17 protein-coding genes are annotated in these 23,085 nt (G+C 73.8%); 12 read left to right on the forward strand and 5 right to left on the reverse strand.

The features are described 5' to 3' along the window. Position 1: 1 nt before the first annotated feature. A complete protein-coding gene (locus PSED_RS15075) occupies positions 2-1,225 on the forward strand; it encodes an aminotransferase class V-fold PLP-dependent enzyme (RefSeq protein ID WP_013675115.1) in 1,224 nt (407 codons plus the stop codon). Positions 1,226-1,328: 103 nt separating this feature from the next. Here the strand turns inward: PSED_RS15075 and PSED_RS15080 are convergent, their stop codons facing one another. Further along, positions 1,329-1,514 carry a DUF7455 domain-containing protein gene (locus PSED_RS15080; protein WP_013675116.1) on the reverse strand — a complete coding sequence of 62 codons (186 nt, stop codon included), beginning with the start codon at positions 1,512-1,514 and terminating at the stop codon, positions 1,329-1,331. Positions 1,515-1,887: 373 nt separating this feature from the next. On the opposite strand from PSED_RS15080, the gene PSED_RS15085 reads away from it, so the two are divergent. The 8 genes from PSED_RS15085 to PSED_RS15120 all read left to right on the forward strand — a co-directional run bounded on the left by PSED_RS15085 (position 1,888) and on the right by PSED_RS15120 (position 16,049). Continuing rightward, positions 1,888-2,706: an EamA family transporter gene (locus PSED_RS15085; RefSeq protein ID WP_143770892.1), complete on the forward strand. Its 819-nt coding sequence runs from the start codon at positions 1,888-1,890 to the stop codon at positions 2,704-2,706. Between the two features lie 486 nt (positions 2,707-3,192). Next, entirely contained in the window at positions 3,193-4,323 is a 1,131-nt protein-coding gene (locus tag PSED_RS15090) for a sugar ABC transporter substrate-binding protein (RefSeq protein ID WP_013675118.1), read from the forward strand. An 84-nt stretch (positions 4,324-4,407) separates the two neighbouring features. After that, positions 4,408-5,187: an ATP-binding cassette domain-containing protein gene (locus PSED_RS15095; protein ID WP_013675119.1), complete on the forward strand. Its 780-nt coding sequence runs from the start codon at positions 4,408-4,410 to the stop codon at positions 5,185-5,187. Further along, entirely contained in the window at positions 5,184-6,701 is a 1,518-nt protein-coding gene (locus PSED_RS15100) for a sugar ABC transporter permease (protein WP_013675120.1), read from the forward strand. The genes PSED_RS15095 and PSED_RS15100 overlap by 4 nt, the downstream gene beginning before the upstream one ends. Next, positions 6,698-7,870, forward strand: a complete 1,173-nt coding sequence (locus PSED_RS15105) for an ROK family protein (RefSeq protein ID WP_013675121.1) — start codon at positions 6,698-6,700, stop codon at positions 7,868-7,870. The genes PSED_RS15100 and PSED_RS15105 overlap by 4 nt, the downstream gene beginning before the upstream one ends. A 135-nt stretch (positions 7,871-8,005) precedes the next feature. Further along, complete coding sequence (locus tag PSED_RS15110) at positions 8,006-8,152, forward strand: hypothetical protein (protein ID WP_013675122.1); 147 nt, start codon at positions 8,006-8,008, stop codon at positions 8,150-8,152. 266 nt (positions 8,153-8,418) lie between these two features. Next, the gene (locus tag PSED_RS15115) at positions 8,419-9,669 is read left to right on the forward strand and encodes an aspartate kinase (protein ID WP_013675123.1); all 1,251 of its coding nucleotides are present in this window, start codon (positions 8,419-8,421) and stop codon (positions 9,667-9,669) included. 209 nt (positions 9,670-9,878) lie between these two features. After that, complete coding sequence (locus tag PSED_RS15120) at positions 9,879-16,049, forward strand: Pls/PosA family non-ribosomal peptide synthetase (protein WP_013675124.1); 6,171 nt, start codon at positions 9,879-9,881, stop codon at positions 16,047-16,049. A gap of 76 nt (positions 16,050-16,125) precedes the next feature. On the opposite strand, the gene PSED_RS15125 is transcribed toward PSED_RS15120, so the two are convergent. The 4 genes from PSED_RS15125 to PSED_RS15140 all read right to left on the reverse strand — a co-directional run bounded on the left by PSED_RS15125 (position 16,126) and on the right by PSED_RS15140 (position 20,021). Beyond that, a complete protein-coding gene (locus tag PSED_RS15125) occupies positions 16,126-16,551 on the reverse strand; it encodes a TetR family transcriptional regulator (protein ID WP_013675125.1) in 426 nt (141 codons plus the stop codon). A 244-nt stretch (positions 16,552-16,795) separates the two neighbouring features. After that, positions 16,796-17,014, reverse strand: a complete 219-nt coding sequence (locus PSED_RS15130) for a DUF7455 domain-containing protein (protein WP_013675126.1) — start codon at positions 17,012-17,014, stop codon at positions 16,796-16,798. Between the two features lie 5 nt (positions 17,015-17,019). After that, positions 17,020-17,247, reverse strand: coding sequence for a hypothetical protein (locus tag PSED_RS15135; RefSeq protein ID WP_013675127.1), 228 nt, complete (start codon positions 17,245-17,247; stop codon positions 17,020-17,022). A 155-nt stretch (positions 17,248-17,402) separates the two neighbouring features. Next, positions 17,403-20,021: an Hsp70 family protein gene (locus tag PSED_RS15140; RefSeq protein WP_013675128.1), complete on the reverse strand. Its 2,619-nt coding sequence runs from the start codon at positions 20,019-20,021 to the stop codon at positions 17,403-17,405. Between the two features lie 221 nt (positions 20,022-20,242). On the opposite strand from PSED_RS15140, the gene PSED_RS15145 reads away from it, so the two are divergent. The 3 genes from PSED_RS15145 to PSED_RS15155 all read left to right on the forward strand — a co-directional run bounded on the left by PSED_RS15145 (position 20,243) and on the right by PSED_RS15155 (position 23,081). Further along, complete coding sequence (locus tag PSED_RS15145; protein WP_049803412.1) at positions 20,243-20,932, forward strand: sensor histidine kinase; 690 nt, start codon at positions 20,243-20,245, stop codon at positions 20,930-20,932. Continuing rightward, the gene (locus PSED_RS15150) at positions 20,923-21,588 is read left to right on the forward strand and encodes a response regulator transcription factor (RefSeq protein WP_013675129.1); all 666 of its coding nucleotides are present in this window, start codon (positions 20,923-20,925) and stop codon (positions 21,586-21,588) included. The genes PSED_RS15145 and PSED_RS15150 overlap by 10 nt, the downstream gene beginning before the upstream one ends. 110 nt (positions 21,589-21,698) lie before the next feature. Continuing rightward, on the forward strand, positions 21,699-23,081 hold the full coding sequence (locus tag PSED_RS15155; RefSeq protein ID WP_013675130.1) for a hypothetical protein: 1,383 nt from the start codon (positions 21,699-21,701) through the stop codon (positions 23,079-23,081). The last annotated feature ends 4 nt before the right edge of the window (positions 23,082-23,085 follow it).

The following is a 23,085-nucleotide window of genomic DNA, read 5'->3' on the forward strand; positions in this document are numbered from 1 at the left end:
CATGACCGGCGACGCTGCTCTCGACGTCACGCGGCTGCGGGCCCACTACCCGGCGCTGGGCGACGGGCGCGCCTGGCTCGACGGCGCCGCCGGCACCCAGGTCCCGGAGTCGGTGATCGAGGCGGTGGCCTCGACGATGCGGGCGGGCGTGGCCAACCAGGGCGGGGTGTTCCCTGCGGCCCGGCGCGCGGACGCACTCGTCGACGCGGCCCGCCGGGCGTTCGCGGCCTTCGCCGGCGCGCCGGATCCCGACGGGGTGATCCTCGGGCCGACGGCAACGGCGCTGCTCGCGCGGCTGGCCGCCGCGCTCGAACCGACGTGGGGCCCGGGCGACGAGATCGTCGTGACCGAGGCCGACCACGAGGCCGACGTCGCGCCGTGGGCACGGGCCGCGGCGCGGGCGGGGGCGACCCTGCGGACCGCGCGCCTGCGGGCCGACGGGGCACTGCCCACCGATGCCGTGACGGCGCTGATCGGGCCCCGGACCCGGCTCGTCGCGGTCACCGCGGCCTCGAACCTGACCGGTGCCCGGGTCGACGTCGCCGCGGTCGCCGCCGCCGCTCGCGCGGTGGGCGCGCTCAGCGTCGTCGACGGGGTGCACCACGCGGCCTACACGCCGGTCGACGTCTGCGCGCTCGGTGCGGACCTCTACGCGACGAGCGCGCACAAGTGGGCCGGTCCGCACGTCGCCGCGCTGGTGGCGGCCGATCCCGCGGTCGTGGCGGCGATCGACCCGCCGCGTCCGGCGGGTGCCCCGGCGTCGGGGCCCGCGCGGTTCGAGCAGGGCACCAACCCGTTCCCGGCACTGGCCGGGGTGGTGGCCGCCGTCGAGCACTGGGCGGGGATGCTCCCCGGGGGCGACGACCCGCACGCGGGCCAACGGGCCGCGGCCGCCCACACGGCGGCGCTGGGCAGCCGGCTGTGGGCCGGGCTGGGGGAGCTGGCGCACGTGCGGCGCTACGGCCCCGACGGCGGTCCTGACGTCCGGACGCCGGTCGCCGCCTTCCGTGTCGTCGGGTGGACGCCGTCGGACACGGTGGCGGCGCTGGACGCGGCCGGGGTCAACGCCTGGGCCGGGTACGCCTACGCGTGGGGCGCCGCGGGGGCGCTGGGCGTCCGCGACGACGGCGGCCTCGTCCGGCTGAGTCCCAACCACTACTCACGCGCCTGGGAGGTCGACCGCGCCCTCGACGTCGTGTCGGACCTCGCCCACCGGGCGCGCTGACGGGCGGACGGCGGAGCACGGACCCCGACGCACACGCAGGGCGGGAACCGGAGTGGTTCCCGCCCTGCGCTGGACGTCTGGTCGACCGGCTACCGCCGGCGCGTCAACTGCCTGACTGCACGTCCACCTCGAGCTCGCGCAGCTTGTCGGCGTGCGCGCGCGCGTGGTGACCACAGAAGAGCAGCTCTCCACCGGAGGGAAGTACGGCGCGAACCTTGGCCGCCGCTCCGCAACGGTCACAGCGGTCGGCGGCGGTCAACTCGGGGCGGGTAAGGGTTCCGGGCTGCATGGCGGTCTCCCTCCGTCTCGACACCGGAACATCCGGTGCCCTGTGCACTGGAGTACCGCTCGCGCGGCACATCCACTCTTGCAGACGTACAGCACCCCTGTACGTGTTCCCGGCCCGGAGGCGACGACCGTCACGTTCGACCACTCGGGGCCGGTGGCGTGTCGTTCCGGTGGACCGCCGGAGAACCTCTGCACATTCAGTTGACGACGAGTGAATGATGCGGGGCCGTTTCCACCCCCGCAAGGCCGGGCGCGTTAACACTCGTCGAGCCGCGACTACGCTGCGCAGTCGTGGTGAACGGGTCGGCGACGTGACGACGAGGCACTCGTACCGGGTCCCGGCACCCGTCCTCTTCGTCGCGGGCGGCGCCTCGATGTACGTCGGGGCGGCCGTCGCCGTCGGCCTGTTCGATGATCTCTCGCCGTCCGTCGTGGCCGCGTTACGGATCATGGCGGCAGCCACCGTTCTGGGTGTCTGGCGACGTCCGGGGCGTGCGGCGTGGCGGGGCCGGCGGGCGGGACGGGCCGCCGCGTTCGGGCTGGCGACGGCGGGCATGAACGTCGCGTTCTACGAGGCCGTCGCGCGCCTGCCGCTGGGCACGGCGGTGGCGGTCGAGTTCTGCGGACCGGTGGCCGTCGCGGCACTCGCGTCCCGGCGCCCGCGCGACGTCGCGGCGGTGGTGCTGGCCGCAACCGGGGTGCTGTGCATCGCCGATGTGCGCTGGTCAGGCAGCCCGGCCGGGGTGGCGTGGGGGCTCGCGGCGGCGGCACTGTGGGCGGCCTACATCGTCCTGGGCAAGCGGGTCGCGCTCGGCGGCAACGGGCTCGACGACATGGCCGTCGGCTTCGCGTACGCCTCGGTCCCGCTGGCGGTGCTGCTCGCGCTGGACGCGGGCGGGCTCGGCGCGCTGTCGTCGCCGCGGGTCGTCGCGCTCGCGGTCGGGGTCGGGGTGCTGTCGAGCGTCGTGCCGTACGCGATAGACCAGGTGGTGCTGCGCAGGCTGGGCCGGGCGCGCTTCGCGGTCCTGCTCGCGCTGCTGCCGATGACGGCGACCCTGATCGGGTTCGTGGCTCTCGGCCAGGTGCCCGGACCCCTCGAGTCGGTCGGCATCGTCGCCGTCGTGGTGGCTGTCGCGCTGCGGTCGCGCGACGGCGACGAACCCGCGGTGGCGGCCGCCCGGACCCCCTCGTGACGGCGGCGCGGCCCCGGCGTCTCGATCACGCAGAGTGATACCTGAAAGCGTGACTACGCGTGACATTCATCTGATCGAACGGGTGAATACCGCGCTGGGCATGGCTGCGTTGAGCCCGAATTGTCGGTATCAAACCTACGTGCAGTGACGCTCGGACGGCACGGGCTCCTCGTGACCAGGGCGATTCGGGTGCTGTCCGGCACCTCGACCGCCGCGCGTGGTCGGCGCCGGCTGCCCACGCTCGGATCACACTGACGGCTCCGAACCGTTCGGGCGTGTCGCCGGCGTCCGGAGGGCGCGCCCGGAACGCATCTTGTTCGGCTGGGGCAGACAACAAATTCCGCGCTGCGTAACCCAAACGTGATGATCCGCGGCGTACTTGACCGATGCAGTGTGCTTCCCGTCACCCGGGTTGTGGACATACGTTGTCGGTCGCAACATTCGAGCGCCGCTGCGGCGGCCCACGAAGACGTGGGAAGGACATCGATGCGCATACGGAGAACGGCCCTCGCCGTCGTGAGTGCGGGCCTCGCGCTCGCGCTGGCCGCCTGCGGACAGAACAGCGCCCCTTCGAGCAGCGGATCGGCGGGGAGCTCGGCGCCCGCCGCGGCCGGCGGGGTGAAGGTCGGCGTGATCCTCCCGGAGACCGACTCGTCGGCCCGGTGGGAGGGCTTCGACAAGCCGATGCTCGACAAGGCGATGCGCTCCGCGGGCCTCGACCCGGACATCCAGAACGCGCAGGGTGACGAGCAGAAGTTCTCCACCCTCGCCGACGGGATGATCTCCAGCGGGGTGAAGGTCCTGGTCATCGCCTCGATCTCCAGCGACGGCGGGTCCGCGGTCGCGGCCAAGGCCAAGGCGCAGGGCATCCCGGTCATCGACTACGACCGGCTCAACCTCGGTGGCTCGAGCGACTACTACGTGTCGTTCGACAACGTGAAGGTCGGCGCGCTGCAGGGCCAGGGCCTGGTCCAGGGCGTGGGCGACAAGGCCGGCGCCCAGATCATCCAGATCGAGGGCGCCCCGACCGACAACAACGCGACCCTGTTCACCCAGGGCCAGATGACGGTGCTGCAGCCCAAGTACGACTCGGGCCAGTACAAGCTCGTGCGCAACCAGCCGATCGACAAGTGGGACAACCAGACCGGCGGCACCACGTTCGAGCAGATCCTCACCGGCAACGGCGGGCAGGTCGATGGTGTCGTCGCCGCCAACGACGGCCTGGCCGGCGCGATCATCACCGTCCTGACCAAGTACGGGCTCAACGGCAAGGTCCCGGTCACCGGCCAGGACGCCACCGCGGACGGCCTGCAGGCCATCCTGCGCGGCGACCAGTACATGACGGTGTTCAAGCCGATCCAGGAGGAGGCCGACGCGACCGCGAAGCTCGCGGCGGCGCTGGCCAAGGGGGACACCGCGGCGGCCGACGCCGTGGCCACGCAGACGACGAACGACCCGAAGGGCAACCGCCAGGTCAAGTCCGTCCTGCTCACCCCGCAGCTGATCACCAAGGACAACGTCAAGACCGTCACCGACGCCGGCTACGTCAAGGCGAGCGAGATCTGCAACGCGCAGACCCAGGCCGCCTGCGACCAGCTCGGGATCAAGTCGTCCTGACCCTGTCCGGCTGAACCCGCGGCGCCGGCGTCGACGACCTCGACGCCGGCGCCGCGACCCAGGCCCCGATCGCGAGGAGCGCGAGTGTCCGAACCGATCCTGCAGCTGCGGGCGGTCTCCAAGAGCTTCGGCGCCGTGCGCGTGCTGCACGACGTCGACTTCACCGTGCGGGCGGGCGAGGTCACCGCGCTCGTCGGTGACAACGGCGCCGGCAAGTCGACGCTGGTCAAGTGCGTCGCCGGAATCCATCCCATCGACGGCGGCGACATCCTCTTCGAGGGGAACCCGGTCACCGTGCACTCGCCCGCCGACGCCGCGGCGCTGGGGATCGAGGTCGTCTACCAGGACCTCGCCCTCGCCGACAACCTCGACATCGTCCAGAACATGTTCCTCGGCCGCGAGCGCGGGCGCTCCTGGCTGCTCGACGAGTCCGACATGGAGCAGGCCGCCCGGCGCACGCTCGCCTCGCTCTCGGTGCGGACCGTGACGTCGGTCCGGATGCCCGTCGCGTCGCTGTCCGGGGGGCAGCGTCAGACCGTCGCGATCGCGAAGGCCGTCCTGTGGGACTCCAAGGTCGTGCTGCTCGACGAGCCGACCGCCGCGCTCGGCGTCGCCCAGACCCGCCAGGTCCTCGACCTGGTGCGCCGGCTCGCCGAGCAGGGCCTGGGCGTGGTGCTGATCAGCCACAACATGGCCGACGTGTTCGAGGTGGCCGACCGGATCGCCACGCTCTACCTCGGCCGCATGGTCGCCGAGGTGCCGACGAAGGACGTCACGCACGGCCAGGTCGTCGAGCTCATCACCGCCGGACGCTCCGGGGACCTCGGTCTCGCCCGGCCCGAGGCCGCGGGGGTGACCCAGTGACCGGCAACTCCGGCGACGACACGCCGGTCGACGTCACGAAGGGCGCGCCGCAGGCCGAGACCGGCGCGACCGTCGCGACCTCGACCGAACACCCGCCCGGGGCGGCGGAACGTGCCGCGCCCGGCAGCCGCCAGGGCGACTTCGGCATCGACACCACGGCGCGCACCACCGGCCAGGCGCTGCGCGACTACGGGACACGGCTGCGGTCGGGCGAGCTCGGGTCGCTGCCGGCCCTGCTCGGCCTCCTCGCGCTGTTCATCCTGTTCACCGTCCTCGACAAGGGCGGGGTGTTCCCCAGCCTGCTCAACCTCGCGAACCTGCTCCAGCAGGGCGCGGGCCGCACGATCATCGCGATGGGGCTGGTCTTCGTCCTGCTCACCGGTGAGATCGACCTCGCGGCGGGCACCGCGTCCGGACTGGCGGCGGCGCTCATGGCGCTGCACCTGGTCTCGGGCGGCAACATGCTCGGCGCGATGGGCACGACCGTCTTCATCCTGTTCGTCGTCGTCATGCTGCTCGCGGCCGCGCTGGCCGCGTTCCTGCGGATCTGGTGGGCAGTCGCCTTGAGCGTCGTGGCGGCGTTGCTGCTCGTCGTCGGGTTCCCGCAGAACGCCTGGCTCGAGATGCTGCTCGCGATCAGCGTGGGTGTCGTCATCGGCGTGCTCACCGGCTTCCTCGTCGCGAAGGTCGGGATGCCGTCGTTCGTGGTCACGCTGGCGCTGTTCATCACCTGGCAGGGCGTGATCCTGCAGCTGATCGGGGACGGCGGGACGCTGGGCCTGCGCGACCCGGTGATCAACGCCGTCGCCAACGGCAACCTGTCGACGCTGGGCAGCTGGCTGCTGTTCGTCGTCGGCGCGGGCGGCTACGCGCTGGTGCTGCTCAACCGCCAGCGCACCCGGCTGGCGAAGGGGCTGGTCGCGCAGCCGACCGGGCTGGTGCTGCTCAAGATCGGGGCGGTCGTCGTGCTGGGCGCCGTCGCGACCTACCTGCTGACGCAGGACCGCTCGCCGGGCCTGATAGAGATCTCGGGTGTGCCCTACGTGGTCCCGATCGTGCTCGTCCTGCTGGTGGTCGGCACCTACGTGCTCGACCGGACGCGCTTCGGCCGGCACGTCTACGCCGTCGGCGGCAACCGCGAGGCGGCCCGCCGCGCCGGTATCGACGTCGTGCGCATCCGGGCGAGCGTGTTCGTGATCAGCTCGGCGTTCGCCGCGATCGGCGCGATCGTGTACTCGTCGAAGGTCGGGTCGGTCTCGCCCGCGGCCGGTGGCGGGAACACGCTGCTGTTCGCGGTCGGCGCGGCCGTCATCGGCGGGACGTCGCTGTTCGGCGGGCGCGGCCGGGTCAGCAACGCCGTGATCGGCGGCGCCGTGCTGGCGACGGTCGAGAACGGTCTCGGCCTGCTCAAGCAGCCCGCGGCGGTGGTCTTCGTGATCACCGGCCTGGTCCTGCTGGTGGCGGCGGGCGTCGACGTGCTGTCGCGGCGTCGATCGGCCACCGCCGGCCGGTGACCGCCCCGACGTCCGGCACGCGACCCGACGACGCGCGCAGGCACAACCGCTCGGCGCTGCTGCGCCGGCTGCACGTCGGCGGACCCTGCACGCGGGCCACGCTCGCGACCGAGCTGGGCCTCAACCGCAGCACGATCAAGGCGGTGGTCGACGGCCTCGCGGAGGCAGGCGTCGTCACCGAGGCCGTCCCGTCCCAGCGCAGCGGGGCGGGACGGCCCTCGCTGATGGTCCTGCCCCAGCCGCAGTCGGCGGTCGTGCTCGCCGTCGACGTGCGGGTCGACCAGGTCGCGATGGCGATGGTCGGGATCGGCGGGCAGATCCTCGGCCGGCACAGCTGGAACCTGCACCGCACCACCCGGCTGCCCGGCGAGGTGATCACCCACGTCGTCGAGTCGGCGCAGCTGCTGCGCGACGAGCTGGCGGTCGTCGTGTCCGGGGTCGGGGTGTCGGTGCCGGGGGTCGTGCGCCGCGCCGACGGCTTCGTCCACGAGGCACCCAACCTCGGCTGGCGTGACGTCGCGCTGGGCCAGCGGCTCGGTGCCGTCCTGCAGTACCCGACGCTCGTCGGCAACGACGCCGAGCTCGGCGCGCTGGCCGAGCACGTCCGCGGCGCGGCCCGCGAGGCGAGCGACCTCGTCTACCTCTCCGCCGACGTCGGGCTCGGCGGCGGGGTCATCGTCGGTGGCCGTCCGTTGCGCGGGACCCGCGGCTACGTCGGCGAGCTCGGGCACATCCTCGTCCGGCCCGGCGGGCGCGCCTGCTTCTGCGGCGCCCAGGGCTGCTGGGAGACCGAGGTGGGGGAGCCCGCGCTGTGCCGCGCCCTCGGCCTGCCCGAGGACACCCCCCGCGGCGCGCTCGTCGCGGAGCTGCGCGCCCTCGCGGCCGCCCCGGGTGAGATCGACAGCACGCTCGGGGAGTTCACCGAGTGGCTCGGCGCGGGGCTGGTGACGGTCGTCAACATGCTGGCACCCGAGCTCGTCGTGCTCGGGGACCTGCTGACGGCCCTGCCGCCGCGCGTCGTCGACCGGGCCCGCGGGATCGTGCACGAGCGCAGCCTCGTGAGCCGGGCCGTGGGCGGGACACGGATCACCGTCTCGCCGCTGGGCCGCGACGCCCGCCTCGTCGGCGCCGCCGAGCTGGCCTTCGAGCAGGTCCTCGAGACGATCTGACTCCGGGGGCCGGCACCCCCGCACCGGGGGCAGACCCCCTCGTCGCGCGGGCCGCGGCACGGGAGCCTGCGGTCGCCCGGACGTCGTCCGCGGCCGCCGCAGGCCCCGGTGCCCGGGGCCGCCCGAGGAGCACAAGTGGACCCGCGCACCGCACCCGACACCGCACGGACCTGGGAGAACGTGTACGACGACGCCTCCCGTGCCGAGCTCGTGCCCTACCTGGCCGACCTCACGCGGCTCGACTCCTGCGGCCCGCCCGTCCAGGACCCGTACGTCCTGTGACCCCCCACCCGCGTGCCGCGTCCGCTCTCCCGGCGCACGAACGACCCGGCCGCGCTGCCGGGTCGCGCGAGCATGCCGTCCGTGCAGGTCGGAGCGGGGACGAGCCCTCGACGAACCGGATATACCGGGCAGAGGGGTGGCCCTACCCGCGGTCGGGGGCGGGCACCCGCGGCTCGGGGGAGCGCACCATCGCCCCGCCGGTCGTCACGGCCGCAGGCTGACGTCGAGTCCCGGACAGTCCGGGCCGGGGGACCGAGGAGAACGTCATGGCAGGGCGCAGGAGCGGCGAGTCGGCACCGCGGTCGATCAGCGGGCCGCAGGCGCCCCTGGTGTGGAAGTTCGGCGGCACGTCGGTCGGCGACCACGACCGCATCCGGGCCGTCGCGCAGCGGATGGTCGACGCGCAGCGCTCGGGCCGCGGCGTCGTCGCGGTGCTGTCGGCGATGGGGAAGTCGACCGACGCGCTCGTCGCCCAGGCCGCCGCGATCTCGGCCAACCCGCCGCTGCGCGAGCTCGACGCGCTGCTGTCGGTCGGCGAGCAGATCTCCTGCGCGCTCACGGCGATGGCCGTCGCCGAGCTCGGCGGCCGGGCCGTCTCGCTGACCGGGCCGCAGGCCGGCATCCGCACCGACGCCACCCACGGCGGCGCCCGCATGCTCGGCATCGACCCCGCCCGCATCCGCGCCGCGGTCGAGGACGGCGCGATCGTGCTGGTCACCGGGTTCCAGGGCGAGTCGCCCGACGGCGACACGACGACGCTCGGCCGCGGCGGGTCCGACGCCTCCGCCGTCGCCGTCGCCGCGGCACTGGGGGCCCGCGAGTGTGAGATCTTCACCGACGTCCCGGCCGTCTTCACCGCCGACCCGCGCGTGGTGCCCACCGCCCGCAGGCTCGCGACGATCCGCCCGCAGGAGATGCTCGAGCTCGCCGAGGCGGGCGCGGGCGTGCTGCAGCCGCGGTCGGTCGAGCTGGGGATGGCCCACGGCGTCGACATTCACCTGCGGTCGAGCTTCGGGACCGAGGAGGGCACCTGGATCCGCGGTGGCGCCGGGGACTTCGAGGTCGCCGGCACGGCGGCCGTCGCCGGGGTCGCGCACCGCCGCGACGAGCACCTCTACACCATCGACGCGCCGCTCGGCGCGGTCGCCGCCGCGCTCGCCGCGCGGGGCCTGGTCCTCGGCGCGGTCGTCTCCGGACCCGCGACGACGGTCAGCGTGCCCGCCGCCGCCCCGGAGGCGGTCGTCGCCGCGCTCGACGCGGCCGGGATCGCCGTCGCGTCCCGCGAGGACCTGGGGTCGGTGGGCGTGGTCAGCCTGGGCCTGGCCCGGGCGCCGGGCGTCGTCACCGCGACGCTCGACGTGCTCGCCGCCGCGGGAATCACCCCCCGCCTGGTGACGACGACCCCCGCGCGGGTGTCGGTGCTCGTCGCCGCCGACCGTGTCGACGACGCGACCCGCGCGCTGCACGCCGCACTCGTCGTCGGCGAGGACACCGGAGCCCGCCGCACCGCCGCCTGAGCGCCCGACCCGTGAGTGGCGATGGTCGCCCCGGCGACCATCGCCACTCACGACTGCCGTCGCCCCCAGGGAGAGAACCCCACCCGGGTCCGGGGGGCGGCCCCGAGCGGTCGGGGGAGCGCACCATCGAACCGCGGCGCCGTGGTCGGCAGGGTTGTGACCAGCAGGAAAAGCCCCCCTGGAAGCCCTCAGCCGCTCAGGAGCCGACCGTGACCACGTTGCAGGAACCCGATGCGCCGCCCACTGCGGCGACCGATGCGCCCGGCCTCCTCGTGGCCGACGAGTACGCCCAGGGCTCGCGGGCCCGCAGCGGCGAGCGCCTCGACCACGTCTTCGAGGAGCAGGCCGACTGGATGCGCACCTACGGGCGCGCCGGCCACCTCGCTGTCGACGCAGGCGACATCACGCTGACCTACCCCGAGCTCGACGAGCGGGCCAACCGGCTCGCCCGCCAGCTGCTGGCCTCCGGCGCCCGTGCGGGCGACCGGATCGCGCTGCTGTTCGACCAGCCCGTGCACTCCTACATCGGGATGCTCGCGGTGATGAAGATCAACGCGGCGTACGTGCCGCTCGACGTGGCCTTCCCCGCCGACCGCATCGCCTACATCCTCTCCGACGCCGGCGTGACCTCGGTGCTGACGCTCTCGCACGTGCCGCAGCGCGTCGTCGGACTGGCGGACTTCGCGCCCGGGCTGATCTTCGTCGACACCCTCGCCGCCGAGATCGCCGCCCGGCCCGGCACCCGGCTCACCGACGACGAGCGCGGCGCGCCCGTCGAGGACCTCGCCTACCTGATCTACACCTCGGGCACGACCGGCCGCCCCAAGGGCGTCGCGATCGAGCACCCCAGCATCTGCAACTTCGTCCGCGTCGCCGCCGAGGTGTACGGCCTGCGCGCCAAGGACCGCGTCTACCAGGGCATGACGATCGCCTTCGACTTCTCCGTCGAGGAGATCTGGGTGCCGTGGATGGCGGGCGCGACGCTGGTGCCCAAGCCGGCCGGCACCTCGCTGCTGGGCATGGACCTGCACGCGTTCCTCACCGAGCGGCACGTGACCGCGATGTGCGTCGTCCCCACGCTGCTCGCGACGATCGAGGAGGACCTGCCCGCGCTGCGCTTCCTGCTCGTCTCCGGGGAGGCCTGCCCGCAGGACCTCGTCGCCCGCTGGCACCGCGACGGCCGGCGCTTCCTCAACGTCTACGGCCCGACCGAGGCCACCGTCACCGCGACCTGGACCGAGGTCCACCCCGACCGGCCCGTCACCATCGGCCAGCCGCTGCCGACCTACACCACCGTCGTCCTCGACCCGGACAACCCCTACCGGGCGCTGCCGCACGGCGAGGTCGGCGAGATCGGGATCGCCGGCATCGGGCTGGCCACGGGCTACCTCAACCGCGAGGACCTCACCGACAAGTCGTTCATCGAGGACTTCCTCGGGATCGCCGGCAACCCGTCCGGGCGCATCTACCGCACGGGCGACCTCGGCCGCGTCAACGACGACGGCCAGATCGAGTACATGGGCCGCATCGACCTGCAGGTCAAGATCCGTGGCTACCGTATCGAGCTCACCGAGATCGAGTCCGTGCTGCTGCAGGTGCCCGGGGTGTCGGCGGCGGTCGTCGACACCTTCGAGCCGACGCCCGGCCAGGTCGAGCTCGTCGGCTACTACAGCCTCAAGACCGGCGTCGTGCCGCCCGAGACCGACGCCATCCACGCCCACCTGCGCGAGCGGCTGCCCGCCTACATGGTCCCGGCCTACCTCGAGCACCTCGCCGCCATCCCGATGACGACGTCGGACAAGGCCGACCGCAAGGCCCTGCCGCCGCCGACCACGCGGCGCGCGGGCGGGCCCGCGGGCGAGATCGTCGCCGCCGCGACCGACACCGAGCAGATCCTCGCCGCCACCCTGGCGAAGACGATCGGGCTCGACGAGGTCTCGGTCGACTCGAACTTCTTCGACGACCTCGGCGCCAACTCCCTGCTCATGGCCCGCTTCTCCGCGGCGCTGCGCAAGGAGACGGCGCTGCCGGCACCGTCGATGCGCGAGATCTACGCCCACCCGACGATCCGTGAGCTGGCCGTCGCGCTCGGCGGTGAGGAGGTCGGCACGTCTGCCGCGGTCCGCACCGGGCCGCTCGTGCGGACCAGCACGCTGGGCTACCTGACGACGGGCCTGCTGCAGCTGCTCGCGTTCCTGGGCGTCGCCTACGGCGGGACGTTCCTGCTGGAGAACGGGTTCCTCTGGGCGACCGAGGCACCCGCCGTGACGCAGATCGTCGAGCGCACGGTCCTGTACGGGGTCGTGGTCTACGTGGCGGCCTGCCTGCTGCCCATCGCCCTGAAGTGGCTGCTCGTCGGCCGCTGGAAGGAGCGCGAGATCCGGCTGTGGGGCCCCGGCTACCTGCGGTTCTGGGTCGTCCGGACGCTCGTGCGCGCCAACCCGCTCGTGCTGTTCGCCGGCTCGCCGCTCTACACGCTCTACCTGCGCGCGCTCGGCGCGAAGATCGGCCGGGGCGCGACGGTCCTGTCCCGCACCGTGCCGGTCGCCACCGACCTGATCACGATCGGCGAGGGCGCGGTCGTCCGCCGCGACAGCTCGTTCACCGGCTACCACGCCGTCGCCGGCGCGATCCGGACCGGGCGCGTCACCATCGGCCGCGACGCCTTCGTCGGCGAGGCCACCGTCCTCGACATCGGCACGTCGATCGGTGACGGCGGGCAGCTGGGCCACTCGTCGTCGCTGCACACCGGCCAGTCGATCCCGGCGGGCGAGCGGTGGCACGGCGTGCCGGCCGAGCCGACGACGACCGACTACCGCACCGTCGAGACCGGTCGTCCCGGCACCTTGCGCCGGTTCGTCTACAGCGCGCTGCAGCTGTTCTCGGTGCTGGTCATCGGGCCCGCGGTGCTCACCGGGCTCGTGCTGCTCGTCAGCTCCATCCCCGCGGTCACGACCGTGCTCGGCGGCTACTCGCTGACCGACCCCGGCTTCTACCTCGGCGTCGCGGTGCTCTCGCTCGCCCTGTACTTCGGCGGCGTCCTGTTCGCGATCCTCGTCATGGCGACCGTGCCGCGGCTGCTGCGGCGCGTCGTCCGGCCGGGCCGGACCTACCCGCTCTACGGCATCCACTGGGCCGCCCAGCGCGCCCTGACCCGGCTGACCAACTCGCGGTTCCTGATGCTGCTGCTCGGCGACAGCTCGTTCATCGTGCACTTCGTCCGGGCGCTGGGCTACGACCTGCGGCGCGTCGACCAGACGGGGTCGAACTTCGGCACCGAGATGCACCACGACACGCCGTACCTGACGACGATCGGCACCGGCACGATGGTCTCCGACGGCCTGTCGGCGATGAACGCGGACTTCTCGGCCACGTCGTTCCGGGTCTCGCCGGTCACCGTGGGTGCCCACAACTTCCTGGGCAACAACATCGCCTTCCCGGCGAACGCCGCGGTCGGCGAGAACGTCCTGCTGGCCACCAAGGTCATGGTCCCGATCGACGGCCCGGTGCGCGAGAACGTCGGCCTGCTCGGCTCGCCGCCGTTCGAGATCCCGCGCGGCGACGCCCGCGACGAGCAGCACCCCGCGATGACCGACCTGGCCCTGCGCCGGCGCCTGCTCGCCAGGAAGAACCTGCACAACGCGTCCTCGATGCTCCTGGTGCTGCTACTGCGCTGGTTCGTCCTCGCCGCGACGATCCTGTTCGTCGCCGCCGGCGTCCGGCTCTACTCGACCTACGGCACCGCGGCGCTCGCCACCGCGCTCGTCGCGAGCCTGGTGTTCCGCACCGTCTACACCGCCCTGCTCGAGCGGGCGACCCTCGGCTTCCGCTCGCTGCGCCCGCGGGTCTGCTCCATCTACGACCGCTACTTCTGGCACCACGAGCGGCTCTGGAAGCTCTACGTGACCCCGCGGTTCACCGGAACCCCGTTCAACAGCCTCGTGTGGCGCCTCGCCGGCGTGCGCATCGGCCGCCGGGTGTTCGACGACGGCGCGGCGATGCCGGAGAAGTCGCTCGTCACGATCGGGTCCGACGTCGTGCTCAACGCGGGCACCGTCATCCAGTGCCACTCGCTGGAGAACGGCTCGTTCAAGTCCGGCGCCACCGTCGTCGGCGACGGCGTGACCCTCGGGGTCAAGTCCTTCGTCCACTACGACGTGACGATCGGCGAGGGCGCGGTGCTCGACGCCGACGCGTTCCTGATGAAGGGCGAGGTCGTCGCGCCGTTCGCGGTGTGGCAGGGGAACCCGGCCACCGAGCTGCGCGAGCGGGTCCTGCCCGCGCCGGCGGCGCCGCCCGTGCCGACCCCGCCCGTGCCGGTCGTGCCCGTCCGGTCCGAGGCCGACAAGGCCGCCATGCTCGCCGCGTACGCCGCAGGTTCGGTGCCCAACCTGGCGCTCGACCGCCCGGCTCCCGGCCCGGTCTTCACCGCACCCGCCGGCACGGCCGCGCCCCGGCCCATCGCCACGGTGACCGCACCGCCGCTCGCGGCGGTCGGCGCCGACACGACCGTCGCCCTGCCGGTGGTCCGCCGCCCGGCGCCCGTGCAGCCGGCTCCCGTCCACCCCGCGGCAGCGGTCCCGGCGGCCGTCGCGCCGCAGGCGCCCGGCATGCCGCGGCCCGCCGAGGGGGTGCCGGTCCGGCCCGCCGTCGCGGCCGGGACGCCCGCGCCTCAGCCCGGCCCCTACCAGCCCGGCCCCTACCAGCCCGGCCCGAACCAGCCGACCCGGTACCGGCCCTCGTTCCAGCCCGCCCCGCCGGCGCCCGCCGCGCGGCCCGTCACCGCGGACGCGCAGCGCCCGCTCGTCCACCAGGAGACCGTCATGACCAACACCACCACCGGCACCGCCCGGCCCCCGCTCGCAGCCGTCCCGGCCCTGCCCGCGACCGTCGCGCCGGTTCCGGCCGCGCCGGCGCCGGCGCCGCGTCCCGCTCCCGCGGTGCGCCTCGCCGACGGCCCCGCGACGGGTCCACGCCCCGTCCCGCGCGGCGCACCCGCCCCGCTCGCGCCGGTGCCGCCCGGTCCGGCCGCGCCGATGTCCGGCCCGTTCGTCGGGACGCCGCTGCCCGGCCCGCGCTCGGCGGAGCTGCTGGCCCGCCAGGCCCGTCGCGAGTCCAACGCCCGCGTCTACCCGCGGCACTTCCCCTTCGCCGTCGCCGAGGCCTCCGGCAGCTTCGTCCGCGACCTCGACGGCAACGTCTTCGTCGACTTCCTGGCCGGCGCCGGCGTGCTCTCGCTGGGACACAACCACCCCGAGCTCGTCGCGGTGGCCACCGAGCAGATGGGCGTGTTCACCCACGGCCTGGACATGGCCTCGCCCGCCAAGGACGCGTTCACCGACGCCCAGCTGTCGATGCTGCCCGCCGGGATGCGCGACCGGATGCGCATCCAGTTCTGCGGCCCCACCGGCGCCAACGCCGTCGACGCCGCGATCAAGCTCTGCAAGACGGCCACCGGGCGCGGGCAGGTCATCTCCTTCCAGGGCGGTTTCCACGGCTCGTCGCACGCGGCGATGGCGCTGACCGGCAACGTCTCCCAGAAGCGCCCGGTCGCCAACGGCATGCCCGGCGTGCAGTTCTTCCCGTTCTCCTCGTGCAGCCGCTGCCCGCTCGCGCTCGACCCGCAGACCTGCCAGATCAACTGCGTCTCGTTCCTCGAGCGCGCCCTCAACGACCCCAACGGCGGCCTCGAGCTGCCCGCCGCGGTCATCATGGAGATGGTCCAGGGCGAGGGCGGCGTCATCCCGGCGCGGCTCGAGTTCGTCCAGCGCGTCCGCCGGCTCACCCGTGAGCTGGGCATCCCGCTGATCGTCGACGAGGTGCAGACCGGGTGCGGGCGCACCGGCACCTGGTTCGCGTTCGAGCAGTACGACATCGAGCCGGACGTCGTCGTCGCGTCGAAGGCGTTGTCGGGCATGGGGATGCCGGTCGCGATCATCATGTACGACGCCGCGCTCGACACCTGGGCGCCTGGTGCCCACACGGGCACTTTCCGCGGCAACCAGCTCGCCTTCGCCGCGGGCGCGAAGACCGTCGAGATCGTGCGTCGCGACGACGTGCTCGGCAACGTCGTGGCCCGCGGCCAGCAGGTGGCCGCCCGGCTCGCCGGGTTCACCGCACACCCGGGTGTGCTCGAGGTCCGGGGGCGGGGCCTGATGTGGGGCATCGAGCTCGTCGCCCCGGCCGACGGCCGCACCGTGACGCAGTTCGCCGAGGACGTGCAGGCCCGCGCGCTGCGGGCCGGGCTGATCGTCGAGCTCGGGGGTCGCGACGACTGCGTCGTCCGGATGCTCCCGCCGCTCAACGTGACCGCCGAGCTGATGGACGTCGCACTCTCCATCCTGGTGCGCGCCATCGAGGGTGCCTGGGCGAACGCCTGACCGACCCGCCCGGTCCGCGGTTCCCGACGGCCCGGCCCCTGTGAGTGGCGATGGTCGCTATCGCGACCATCGCCACTCACGTGTGTTCGGGGAGCATCCCGGCCAGGAAGTCGTCGTCGAGGATGCCGCTGCCCGGGCACTCGCTCGCGGCGTAGGTCCGGATCCTCCCGAACAGCGTGCCGACGACCTCCATCTTGCGGCTGCCCGGCGCGGGGTGCCCGGCCATGCGGGCCAAGGTGTTCTCGACGGTCGTCGTCCCGTTCGGCCCCGACGCCGGGCGGGAGCGCACCACCTCGATCAGACATGGCCGCTGGCGCAGCCGGCGCAGCACCTGCAGGTGGTCGGCGACGAGCTCGGCCCGCCGGTCGCCGCTGTCGGGCGTCGGGACGAACGCGCCGAGAGCCTGGTCGGCCATCAGGTCGAGGAGGTCGTCGCGGGTCGAGACGTAGCGGTACAACGACGCCGCGCCCGTCCCCAGCGCGGCGGCGACGCGACGCCTCATGACCGCGGCCAGGCCGCCCGCGTCGTCGACCAGGAGCGCCGCCTCGGTGATCCGGGCGCGGCTCCACTCTGCTGCACCGGGGCGGCGCGCATCGCCGCCTGGTTCTCCCGGTCAGCACGCGCCGCGTCCGGTCGTCGCCCGGCCCCCAGACCGGGCGCCGCCTGTCGAACCCGCGCGCCGAGGCCGGAGAACACAGCAGAGCCCGGCCGTCGGGCGACGGCCGGGCTCGGGGACGAGCGGCGGGTCAGGGGTCGGTGACCAGCTCCGCCCCGATCTCGCGCAGGCGCGGGGCGTGGCGGCGGGCGTGGTGGCCGCAGAAGAGCAGCTCACCGGTCGTCGGGAGGACGACCCGGACGCGGGCGGCGGCACCGCAGGCGTCACAACGGTCGGCGCGGGTCAGCGGGCGGGCGATGGCGGAGGCGACGGCGGCGGTCGTGGCCGTGGCGGCGGCGAAGGCGGTCATCGTGATCACGCGGCCGCGAGGACGGCGACGCCGGTCGGGGTCAGTGCGGCGGGCCCGGGGCGGTCGACGATCAGACCGGCCGAGGCGAGCCGCAGCGCGGTGAACTGGTCGCTGAGGTTGAGCCCGTCGACGACGAGGCCACCCCGGGTGGGGGAGAACTCGGCGCGGCCGGCAGCGACGGCACGCAGGACGGCGCGGTCGCGGCCGTTGATGGGGGTGACGGTGGCGTTCATGACGTTCTCCCTTCGGTGTGGTGACCGCTGTGATGCGGACCACTGAAGGATGCGCCGCGGCGCCGCCCCGATACATATCGCAGACCCCCCACCTGACAGGGCCACCCCACCGGAATCCGGTGGGGTGGCCCCTACTCCCGTGCGGCGGGCGGCGCTCAGCCGCCGGCCAGGTTGAGCACGGTCAGGGTGCCGTCGTTCAGGTTGGTCACGTAGCCGGTCCGACCGTCGGGCAGGACCGCAACCGACGTCGGCCCGTTCCCGACCGGCAGCGTCGCCGTCACCGTGTTGGAGTCGGCGCTGATGACCGACACCGTGTTGTCGGTGACGTTGGCGACGTAGCAGAACCGGCCGTCGGGCGACCAGGTGATCTCCTGGGGGTTCTTGCCCACCGGGATGCGTGCCGTCACCGCGTTGGTGTCGGTGTCGATCATCGTCACCGTGTTGGAGTCGTAGTTGACGTTGGCGACGAGCGGGCGGTCCGGGTTGACCGCCAGACTGTGCGGGCTCTTGTCGACCGCGATCGTCGTGATCACCGACTCGCTGGCCACGTCGAGCACCGAGACGACGTTCGACTCGTGGTTGGCCGTGTAGGCCTTCGTCCCGTCCGTGCTGAACTCGATCCAGTGCGGGTTCGCCGCGACCGCGAGGTCCTTCTCGACCTTGTAGTCCGACGTGTTGATGATCGAGATCGAGCCCGAGTCGTGGTTGGGCACCCACAGCTTCGAGCCGTCCGGGGTCACCGCGGCCAGGAACGGCCGCGTGTTGACCTTGATGTCCGCGACGATGGAGTTCGTCGTCGTGTCCAGCACGGCGACGTCGGCGATGGTCCGCGCGTCGTCCCAGACACTGACGTAGATCTTCTTGCCGTCGGGCGCGAACGCCAGGTACTGGGGCGGGCCCGCGTCGACCGGAATGGTCGCGGTGATCTTGTTGACCGACGTGTCGATGACGGTCACCGTCTTCGTCGCGCGGTTCGCGACGTAGATCTGGCGGCCGCTGGGCGAGGCGACCGCGAAGCCTGCGGGCTTGCCCCCCGGGATCGTCCCGGCGAGCGAGGGCACCGGCACGGCGGCCGAGATGCTCGGGGGAGCCTGCGTCGCCGTGGCGGCGTCGGTGGCGTCGGCCGCCGCGGTCGCGGTCGGCGAGGTGCCGCCGCCGGAGCTGCCGCCCAGCTTGCTGACACCCAGCCAGACACCGCCACCGACCAGCCCGAGCAGCACGACGACGGCCGCGACGATCGCGAGGACCTTGCGGTTGCCACCACCACCACCGCCGCTGCCGTTCCCGGTGCCGGGGGCCGACGGCGGGGGCGAGGACGGCGTGCCGGGCGCGACACCCGGCCGGAACTGGCTCTGCGGGCCCAGGTTCTGCGGCCCCGAGTTCTGGGGCGCCATGTTCTGCCCCGGCGGGGGACCGGCCTGTGCGGCGTGCTGCGGCGGACCGGCAGGCGCGCCCCACCCGCTGCCCGCGGGAACGGGCTGCGGTGGCGGAGTCGGCTGCTGCCCCGGGCCGGGCTGCTGCACGGGCGGCGGCAGCGTCGCGGCACCCGGCGGCGTGCCTGCCGCCGCGCCACGGGCGCCGAACGCGGCGCCCGCCGCCGCACCCATGCCTGCCGCGCCCGCCGCGGAGAGTGCGCCACTCTGCTCCGGCGCCGCCGAGATGCTGACGCCCGGCCACGCGACCGCGCCGCCCGCGCCCCGGCCCGCCCCCGACGCGCTGGCCGCGGCGAGGGTGGCCGCGCCGAGGGCGACGGCGTACTTGGGGTGGGCGTCGACGACGGTCGGCCTGCCGAGCTCCTCGGAGATCATGCGCGACACCAGCGGGATCCGCGACGACCCACCGACCAGCAGGACCGCCGACAGGTTCGCCGGTTCGACCTGCGCCGAGCGCAGCGTCCGCGAGAGCGTCCCGATCGTCGACTCGATCGGCGCCCGGATCATGTCCTCGAACTCGCCGCGGGTGATCCGGACGTCGAAGTGCCGTCCCGGCAGGAACACCGGGATCGTCGTCTCCGAGTCGATCGACAGCGCCTCCTTGGCCAGGACGCAGTCCTGGCGCAGCCGTGCGAGCGCGATCGCGGTCTGCGGGTCGCCCATGTCGAGCTCGGCGAGCGCACCGCCGGAGGAGAAGTTGACGTGCGACAGGATCGCCTCGTCGAAGTCGACACCGCCGAGGCGCTCGATGCCCTCCGGCGAACCGAGGATCTCGATGCCGCCGGGGTGCTTGCGCAGCACCGTCGCGTCGAACGTGCCGCCGCCGAGGTCGTAGACCGCGATGACCTCGCCGTCGGCCAGGTGCCGCGAGGCAGCGTAGTGCGCCGCGGCCGCCTCGGGTTCGGTGACGGTCTCGGGACCGGTCAGCCCCGCGAACTGCGGGACCTCCTCGAACAGCTCGCGCCGGAACGGTCCCCAGTTGGCCGGGTGGGTGAGCACCACGCTCTCCGGCTTGCCGCCCTCGGTCTCGGTGACCCGGGTCAGGACGTCGCCGAGGAGCGTGCCGAGCAGCGTCGTCACGGCGTAGGGGGAGCCGCCGAGCACGACGGGCGTCGGGTCGCCCAGGCGCCGCTTGAACTCCCGGGCGACGCGGTCGGGGTTGCTGACCGCCCGCCGGTTCGCCGCGTCGCCCGTGACGAGGTTCCCGTCCTCGCGCAGGAAGACGACCGCCGGTGTGACGACCGTCCGATCGCCCAAGGTGAACATCTCGACACGAGCATCCCGGGCGACCGCAGCCGCCACGAACGTCGTCCCGAGGTCAACTCCGAGGTTGTAACCCACCGCCGTCGCCTCCCCCTGAAACCGGCACACATCGTAACGAGCCGTCGACGCTGGATCGAGATACCTACGGGTGCGATACCCCTGGTCGGGCCAAATCGTGACTCGCCGGAGCACCCTGCAGCGTTACCGGTGGACCGCGGCCTGCAACGAACGGGGACAACCCCTGCGAGGGTGGGGTTTTCCCCCTTCCGTGGACCGCCCGTCGGGGGCAGGCTGCGACGATGATTGCCGAGCCCGCGCACCGTACCGACGGTGCCCCCCAGGCGGGTGCAGAGGTCGGCCCCCGGTCCGAGGGCGCGCGTCCGGGATCGCCGACGGTCCGGCTGCTGCCGCCGGGCCCCGACGACCGGCTGCGGTTCCGGCGTGCCAGGTGGCAGAGCCGGCAGCGGCTCGAACGTCAGCTGCACGACGGGGCCTCGCTGCGGATCTCCGCGCTCGCGCTGAAGCTGGGCGTCGTGCGCCACCACATCGCCAGTGCCGCACCGGATCTCGACGGATCGATCGACGATCTGCAGGACCAGCTGCACGCCGTGCTCCAGGAGCTGCGCGAGATCGCCGGCCGGATCTACCCGACGCTGCTCGACGAGGCCGGGCTCGGACCGGCGTTGCGCGGGGCGGGCGACCGCTGCGAGGCGACGGTCCGCGTCCAGGCACCCGACCGCCGGTTCGACCCGGCCGCCGAGGGCGCCGCCTACTTCGCCGTCGCCGACCTCCTCGGCGCGCTCGGACCCGACTCCGATGTCGCGATCGTCGTCGGGGACGACGGCGGGGCACTGGTCGTCACACTCGAGGGGGTCCCGGTCGAGTACGCCGGGCGGATGCTGGACGAGGTCGCCGGTCTTGATGGGACGATCGACGTGACCGGCGGGACGGGCGTCGGCACGATCACTGCGAGGATTCCATGCGCGTAGCACTGGCCGAGGACGGTGCCCTGTTCCGCGAGGGCCTGCTGATGCTCCTGCAAGCGGCAGGACACGACATCGTCGGCGCGACCGCCGACGGCGACGCCCTGCTCGACCTGCTGGCGACCGAACCCTGCGACGTCGCCATCCTCGACATCCGGATGCCACCGGAGCCCGACGGCGGGCTGATCACCGCGGAACGGCTGCGCGCCAAGTACCCGGACATGGGGCTGCTGTTCCTGTCGCACTACGCCGAGTCGCACTACCTGATGCGGATCCTCGACATCGGGACCGAGGCCGTCGGCTACCGGCTCAAGGAGAAGGTCGGCAGCGTCGACGTCCTGTCCGACACCCTCGACCGCATCCGCGACGGCGAGATCGTCATCGAGCCGGTGCTGGCCAAGCGGCTCGTCGAGCGCCCGCGCGGGGAGAAGAAGGGGCTCGTCGCGTCGCTGTCCGAGCGCGAGACCGACGTGCTGAAGCTGATGGCGGAGGGCCGGTCCAACAACGGGATCGCGGGCCAGCTGTTCGTCACGCCGAAGGCCGTCGAGAAGCACATCGCCAACATCTTCGGCAAGCTCGGGCTGCACGCCGACACGTCGGAGAACCACCGCCGGGTGCTCGCCGTGCTGGAGTACCTGCGGGCCCAGCGTGACGACGACTGAGGTCCCCGGCGGCGGCCGGGCGAGCGCGGGGGCTGTCCAGGCATCGCCGGTACCTCTAGCGTGACCGTCTCGGACCCGGGCGTCGCCCGGACGGACGGGCATGGTGGACGATGAACCGGACGATCCTCGCGCGGTTGGTGCGCGGCCTCATCGTGGCGCTGGCGGTCGCGGTCGTCCTGGTCGCCGTCGTCGACGGTGTGGGCGTGCTGCTGCCGGCCGAGGGCGTCGGGGTACTGCTGCCCTTCGCCGCCGCCGCGCTCTGCGGCGCGGCTCTCGTCGCGTTCATGCCCCGGTTGGGCCGCATCGTCATCCGGCTGACCCATCACCGCGAGACCACCCCGTACATGGCGCTCGCCGACGCCGCGGCCCGCATCCGCGCCGGCTCGCTCGAGGAGGCGCTGCCCGGCCTCGCCGAGGTCCTCGCCGAGGGGACCGGCGCCCCACGGGCCGCGGTGTGGCTCGCGGTCGGCGACCGGCTCGTGCTCGCCGCCCGGCACCCCGACGACCCCGCCGACCCGCCGGCGCTGCGGCCGGGTGGGCTCAGCGTCGAGAACCTCGCGGTGCTGCTCACCCGTGACGACACCGACCACGTGGTGCCGATCCTCGACGGGACCGAGCTGCGGGCGGCGCTGTCCGTCGGCAAACCTGGCTCGTGGATCACCCCGGCCGACCGGCAGCTCATGCGCGACGTCGGCAACGGGGCGGCGATGCTGCTGCGCGGCGTCGCGCAGAACGCCGAGCTCGCCGAGCGCGTCCGGCGTGCCGACGAGCTGGCCGCCACCCTGCAGGCCTCACGGCAGCGGCTCGCCCGCGCCCGCGAGATGGAACGTCGCCGCCTCGTCGTCGAGCTGTCGCACGCGACCACCGACCGGCTGTCGGACCTGCGCGCCGAGGTGCTCACCGCACGCACGTCCGTGGCCGCCGACGGCGCCGAGGACGGTGCGGCGGCGGCGACCTCGCTGGCCACGGCCCGCACCGGTCTCGACGAGTTGCTCGACCGGTTCCGGGTGATCGCGCGCGGCGTCTACCCGTCGGTGCTGCGCGACCACGGCCCGGTCAACGCGCTCGACGAGGTCGCGGCCGACCTGACGCGCACCGTCGTCGTCAGCGGCGGGTTCGGCGAGCGGCTGGGCTGGGAGATCGAGTCGGGCATCTACTACGTCGCCGCCGCGGCGATGAAGGAGCTCGCCGAACAGGACGTCGACGAGGAGCTCGTGATGACGCTGGAGCACGGCGACGGCCGCGTGTCGGTGACCGTCGACGACGCCGCGGCCCCCGTCGGGCCCGCCCGGCTGCGCGTCGCGCTGGCCGACGAGGCCGAGCGGCTCATCGCGCTCGGCGGCGCGGTCGAGCTCACCGGTGAGGAGACGACGAGCGCCGGCCCGGACGCACGGGCGCACGTCGTGCTGCGGGCGTCGATGCCCGACCGGCTGGAACCGTTGGTCGACCCGGCCGGCGCACCCGGCGGCGCCGACCTCCCGGCGCGGGTGTGACGCC

The sequence above is a fragment of the Pseudonocardia benzenivorans CB1190 genome, from assembly GCF_000196675.2.
Classification (GTDB): domain Bacteria; phylum Actinomycetota; class Actinomycetes; order Mycobacteriales; family Pseudonocardiaceae; genus Pseudonocardia; species Pseudonocardia benzenivorans.

Bases quoted from the DNA above. Each gene is read 5' to 3' on its own strand.
- PSED_RS15080 (WP_013675116.1), bottom strand. From the start codon at position 1,514: ATGCAGCCCGGAACCCTTACCCGCCCCGAGTTGACCGCCGCCGACCGC.
- PSED_RS15150 (WP_013675129.1), top strand. From the start codon at position 20,923: ATGCGCGTAGCACTGGCCGAGGACGGTGCCCTGTTCCGCGAGGGCCTG.
- PSED_RS15155 (WP_013675130.1), top strand. From the start codon at position 21,699: ATGAACCGGACGATCCTCGCGCGGTTGGTGCGCGGCCTCATCGTGGCG.
- PSED_RS15085 (WP_143770892.1), top strand. From the start codon at position 1,888: ATGTACGTCGGGGCGGCCGTCGCCGTCGGCCTGTTCGATGATCTCTCG.
- PSED_RS15075 (WP_013675115.1), top strand. From the start codon at position 2: ATGACCGGCGACGCTGCTCTCGACGTCACGCGGCTGCGGGCCCACTAC.
- PSED_RS15115 (WP_013675123.1), top strand. From the start codon at position 8,419: ATGGCAGGGCGCAGGAGCGGCGAGTCGGCACCGCGGTCGATCAGCGGG.
- PSED_RS15145 (WP_049803412.1), top strand. From the start codon at position 20,243: ATGATTGCCGAGCCCGCGCACCGTACCGACGGTGCCCCCCAGGCGGGT.
- PSED_RS15130 (WP_013675126.1), bottom strand. From the start codon at position 17,014: ATGACCGCCTTCGCCGCCGCCACGGCCACGACCGCCGCCGTCGCCTCC.
- PSED_RS15135 (WP_013675127.1), bottom strand. From the start codon at position 17,247: ATGAACGCCACCGTCACCCCCATCAACGGCCGCGACCGCGCCGTCCTG.
- PSED_RS15125 (WP_013675125.1), bottom strand. From the start codon at position 16,551: ATGAGGCGTCGCGTCGCCGCCGCGCTGGGGACGGGCGCGGCGTCGTTG.
- PSED_RS15090 (WP_013675118.1), top strand. From the start codon at position 3,193: ATGCGCATACGGAGAACGGCCCTCGCCGTCGTGAGTGCGGGCCTCGCG.